Source organism: Oceanisphaera sp. (assembly GCF_052084945.1).
GTDB lineage: Bacteria > Pseudomonadota > Gammaproteobacteria > Enterobacterales > Aeromonadaceae > Oceanimonas.
The window spans coordinates 28,669-32,672 of the sequence record NZ_JBQDEX010000010.1 but is presented as its reverse complement, the minus strand read 5'-3'; the positions used below and the strand labels follow the sequence as shown (position 1 = coordinate 32,672).

The 4,004-nt window shown below is 46.4% G+C and carries 2 protein-coding genes; both read right to left on the bottom strand.

Annotated elements, in window-relative coordinates:
- Positions 1-112: 112 nt before the first annotated feature.
- Positions 113-2,206: an elongation factor G gene (gene fusA, locus ACTHY5_RS02000; protein ID WP_441875665.1), complete on the bottom strand. Its 2,094-nt coding sequence runs from the start codon at positions 2,204-2,206 to the stop codon at positions 113-115.
- Between the two features lie 423 nt (positions 2,207-2,629).
- On the bottom strand, positions 2,630-4,004 hold a 1,375-nt coding region (locus ACTHY5_RS01995), incomplete at its 5' end, for a hypothetical protein (protein ID WP_441875662.1).

The window sequence follows — 4,004 nt, the reverse complement described above, 5'->3', positions numbered from 1 at the left end:
TATAAGCCCCATTCATCATACCGAGCTTTAGGCTCGGTATTTTTTTGCTGGCATAAAAAAACCGCTGCCAAGGCAGCGGTTTTTAACGTTAGACCTTAGGTCTTAAACGAGTTTACTTTTTAGCTTCAGCGGCTTTACGCTCTGCAACCTGAGCCACTACTTTTTCAGATACGTTAGCAGGGCAAGGTGCGTAGTGAGAGAACTCCATAGAGAACTGACCACGGCCTGAAGTTAAGGTACGTAGCGAACCAATGTAGCCAAACATCTCAGACAATGGAACGTCTGCTTTAATACGTACGCCGGTCACGCCTGCATTTTGATCTTTGATCATACCGCGACGACGGTTCAGGTCACCAATCACATCACCTACGTGATCTTCTGGAGTGAACACGTCTACCTTCATGGTAGGCTCAAGCAACTGCGGCTTAGCTTTAGCAATAGACTGACGGAACGCGCCTTTAGCAGCAATTTCAAATGCAATTGCAGAGGAGTCAACCGCGTGGAAAGCACCATCAGTTAGCTCAAACTCAACATCCAGCACAGGGAAACCAGCAATGGTACCCGTACCCATCATGCTACCAAAGCCTTTTTCGATAGCAGGCCAGTACTCTTTAGGTACGTTACCACCCACTACTGACGAGCTAAATACAAAGTCAGAGTTTGGCTCACCTGGGCGAATGATGTAGTCAATTTTACCAAACTGACCAGAACCACCAGACTGCTTCTTATGCGTGTAGCTGTCTTCAACTTCAGCAGTAATGGTTTCACGGTAAGCAACTTGTGGCTCACCCACAATCAGTTCAATACCGTAAGTGCGCTTTAAGATGTCCACTTTAACGTCTAAGTGCAGCTCACCCATACCTTTCAGGATGGTTTCACCTGAATCTGGATCAGTTTCCACTTGGAAAGAAGGATCTTCAGCCAAGAGTTTACCCAAAGCCACGCCCATTTTTTCTGAGCCACCTTTATCTTTTGGTGCAACGGCAATAGAGATAACAGGATCAGGGAATACCATGGCTTCAAGCGTACAAGGGTGTTTGGTATCACACAAAGTGTGGCCAGTTTGTACGTTCTTCATGCCTACCACGGCAATGATGTCACCTGCTTCTGCATGGCTGATTTCTGAACGTTGATCCGCCATCATTTCTACCATGCGACCAATACGCTCGGTTTTGCCAGTGGCACTGTTCAATACAGTATCACCTTTATTAATCACACCTGAGTAGATACGAATAAAGGTTAGGGCACCAAAACGGTCATCCATCACTTTAAAAGCTAATGCGCGCAATGGCTCTTTAGTGTCAACAATCGCAAACTCACCGGTTTCTTTACCTTCTTCATCGGTCAGTGGCTGAGGGTCAACTTCTACAGGGCTTGGTAGGTAATCAACAACAGCATCCAGAATTAACTGCATACCTTTGTTTTTAAAGGCTGAACCACAGAAAGCAGGGAAGATTTCCATAGTACGAGTACCCTTACGGATACAGCGCTTAATTTCTTCAAGAGAAGGTTCAGTACCTTCCATGTAGGCTTCCATCAAGTCATCGTCTTGCTCAACAGCAGACTCAACCAGCATCTCACGATACTCTTCAACTTGATCAACCATATCAGCAGGTACGTCTTCAATAACGAAGTTCTCTGCAATACCTGACTCATCCCAGATGTAAGCTTTGCGGGTCAGCAAGTCAACTACGCCTTTAAACTCGTCTTCACGACCAATCGGCAGTGTCATCACTACTGGGTTGGCAGCTAATACGTCGCGAGTTTGCTGTACTACACGCAAGAAATCTGCGCCCAAGCGGTCTAGTTTGTTCACGAAGATCAAGCGAGCAACGCCTGATTCGTTGGCGTAGCGCCAGTTAGTTTCTGACTGAGGCTCAACACCACTAGAACCACAGAATACGCCCACACCACCATCAAGTACTTTTAATGAACGGTAAACTTCAACTGTGAAGTCAACGTGTCCAGGGGTATCAATAACGTTAAACTGATGGTCTTTCCAGAAACAGGTAACAGCAGCAGACTGGATAGTAATACCGCGCTCTGCTTCCTGATCCATAAAGTCGGTGGTAGATTCACCATCGTGAGTTTCACCGGATTTATGAATTTTACCGGTTAATTTTAGGATACGCTCAGTTGTTGTGGTTTTACCCGCATCAACGTGCGCGAAGATACCAATGTTTCTGTATTTGGATAATTCGGCCATGATTCAACTTTAATGATTAGTTTAAGAAATAGACGGAGCATCCAAAAATAGCTGATACACCGACACCTTTTTTAGGCCGCATATTATGGCTGAAAACCTAACGGGGCGCAAATAGGAACACAGCATAGGGACTATTTTTTATACAAGTCGGCTCAATCACAAACACACAAGCCGCCTTTAAGCCGTCTCAGTTACTATTTTACGCCTGATTTCTTTCTTTTACTGACATTTCGCCACCGTTAGCGGCCAGATATCTTCAGCCCGCTGCTCCATCTTACCATCTGGCTCTGCTATACAGTACCGCTGGCCACTTTATAGTATACCCAAGCAAATAAGGCTGCAAAAATAACTATGGTTATCAGTACTTTAAGCCAAATATATTTCATTTAACTTCCTTATCAGCGAAATGTTTTTAGCCGCAGATTAGTCAAGCTGGAGCACCTTGGCCAATATATTGATGGCTACCAACACGCATACTGACATTAAAACTAAATAACTTAAGTTCCAACGCATCATCTTAAAAGAATCAACGCCATAGCGCCCTTGAAACGCTAGGTTTATCCCCGACAAGGGCCCAGTCGAAGTGCCAACCGCCCAAGAAGATAAAAATACCAAGGCCAACAAAGTATGATCCGGGGCTAAAGGTGAAAGCAGACTTGCTGCTAACGCAATACAAACGATAGGGTGAATGCCTAACAAAGCCAATAGTACAATAGCAAGGTAAGTCACGCTTGCTGCCAGCGCACCAAAATATTGCAGAGGTAAACTAAGCTCGACGCTCAGTAGCAATCCCTCTAGCCCATAAGCTAACACCCCTGCTGCTAAAAATAGCGCCAACTCATTGCCCATTTGCGGTAACCGCCCTTGCACTAGCTGCTTAACGCCTACACTGGGTGAGCGGTTAGTGAGAGCTAACACCAGCAAACTAAATAGTGGCGCTAATAGGGTGATGACTGCAAGAATGGAGAACATAGGCCACAGTTGCTGAAATACCAATACTGCAATAGCCAACACGCTAGGTAATAAAAGTGATTTTACGTGCAAAGGATAGCCCACAAACGGCAACGTCCTAGCCTCATTAGCAGCAGAATGACTTACGGTATTATTAGCCTTAGCTAAGTGTGGCCGTGTTAATTGCCAATAAGTCAGCCCCAAGCCAACTCCAGCCAAAGGAATACTCACCAGCCATAACTGTGTTAATTGAGCGTTAGGCGCCACACTTAAGGCCACCGCCATGGCCGCAAAAAATGGCGACCAAAATGCGGCAGCGGTAAAGCCTCGCACCAAAACAATCGATTGCTTTCGGCTTAATGTGGCTACTTGGGCTAATCTATCGCCAATAATAAATACCGACGATAAATTAATTACAGAGCCAAACACATGCACCGCCGCCAAAGTAGACGCAAGCGCCCCACGTCCGCGCGGTAAAGGCTTATCTTGCTCGTTACTCGGTCGACTGACCAAACTTAAAAAGCTTACTGCCACCAACATAGATAATAAGTTGGCGTTACTGCCCAATAAGCGCCCAGGATCAAGCTCGCCGCCCAGCCAAACACTAACGCCTAAGCAACCCAGCCCGATAACCAGCAGCACACTCGCCTGCAGTCGGTTACGTGACGACAGCCCAGGCCATAACAAGCCCGCCGCTAGCCAATACGCCACACCCGCACTGCCTTGCGGCATAGGCATGCCTAATAGCTGGGCGCTGATTAACAGCATGCCCAACAAAATAAGCCCACCCGCCACACGGCGACCAACCAACATAAAATATCCTTTAAAAATAAATTCAGCGCCGAGC